Here is a 1,319-nt window from a genome sequence, read left to right on the forward strand (position 1 = left end):
GCAGAAGGCTTGGCGCGTCCAAGACCCGAGGCCGTCCTACAAATCCGTCCCGTGGGCTTATCAGGAACCCTCGCCACCCAAGAGCAAGGGCTGGCTCAACCGATACTAAGCGGCCGCCGTCACACTGCCGCGTCTCTTTCGTCCAGACCATTCGAAGATGGCGACGGCCGTCTTCGGCGACTCCGAGCGTATTGCGTGTGGTCGCGCCAGCAGTCATGGCGACCTTTAGCACAGAGGCCGCATCGCTCGCCTCCGGCCGAAAAATCGTGCTTCCCGCACTTTTCCTTTCAGGAAGAACAAGCCCGGCGAGCGACTATTTCAAAGGCACTCGCTATGCGAGATCGATCTGTCGTTCGGCCAAAGCGTTTCGCAAGGCTTTAGTTCAATCCCGTTCCGGGGCAATCAGTGTCAGCGCTCGGCATTCCTGACCACGAAGATCAAATCGCGGATATCGTGCGTTCAGCATTGGGGGGGAGCGAGCGGCAGGCCGCACAGCCACCCAACATCGTAGCTACTTCACGGTCCTATCGGTTAGGTTCTGCTCTTCTGCTGGGGGCTCGCTTCGGACGAACACGTCCAGCACTTGCGCGATATCGACCCCTGACGGCGACCGGTTGCGCACCATACCCCTCGATACCGCCGAGCGCATAGCGCCAATGACGCAGCATGCCGCGACGAGCGCTGCCACGGCATCGCCCTCGGTCTCGGTCAATAGCTGCTCCGCCAGCGCCGTCGCTCCTCGCGGAATTTGATCGACATCTTCACCACCAAGCGACCACTGACGATTTTCTTCCGTCACGGTGACTCCTCCCGGACTGTTCGATTTGACCATTGGCGGCCGACCTGACGGAGCGGATTTCCGATCGCCGCTGTCAGCACATGAGACAGCCCGATCGCAATCGCGATCGAGAGCGTTGCCGTCGCCGGAGCGCCCAGGAATTGGCCAAGGGACCAGTTGAACAGCGCCAGCACCGGCAGATGGATCAGATAGAGGGCATAAGAGATGTCTCCCAGGTGGCGCAGAATCCGTCCTGGCCAGTTCACAGAACCATTCCGCAAGGTCGCCCTTGTCACGATCCACCCGCACATCAGCGCCAGTGCGGCAGTCGCCGCGCCATGTGTCGCCGGCGGCAAGATCGCCAGCATGAAGGCTACGACCGTCATCCAAAACGCCGTTTCCATGTTACCGATCGCCCGCAGGTCCTCCGCCAGCCGTGGCCATGCGCTTGTGCCCATGGTTGCTCCGATCGCCATCCCGACCGCGATTGCATCGATGCGGAACGTCCAAAGCGTCCCGCCCCAGGGCCGCAGCGTGAACG

At 61.6% G+C, this 1,319-nt stretch carries 2 protein-coding genes; both read right to left on the reverse strand.

Translation table 11 applies throughout. The features are described from left to right. Nucleotides 1–511: 511 nt before the first annotated feature. Nucleotides 512–799 (reverse strand): hypothetical protein, encoded by a 288-nt coding sequence (locus EN749_RS35865; RefSeq protein WP_128364949.1) that lies wholly within the window; start codon nucleotides 797–799, stop codon nucleotides 512–514. Next, the coding region (locus tag EN749_RS35870) for an acyltransferase (protein ID WP_145991182.1) at nucleotides 796–1,319 on the reverse strand (524 nt) is incomplete at its 5' end. The genes EN749_RS35865 and EN749_RS35870, both read right to left, overlap by 4 nt.

Source organism: Mesorhizobium sp. M7A.F.Ca.ET.027.02.1.1, from assembly GCF_004022985.1.
Taxonomy (GTDB): domain Bacteria; phylum Pseudomonadota; class Alphaproteobacteria; order Rhizobiales; family Rhizobiaceae; genus Mesorhizobium.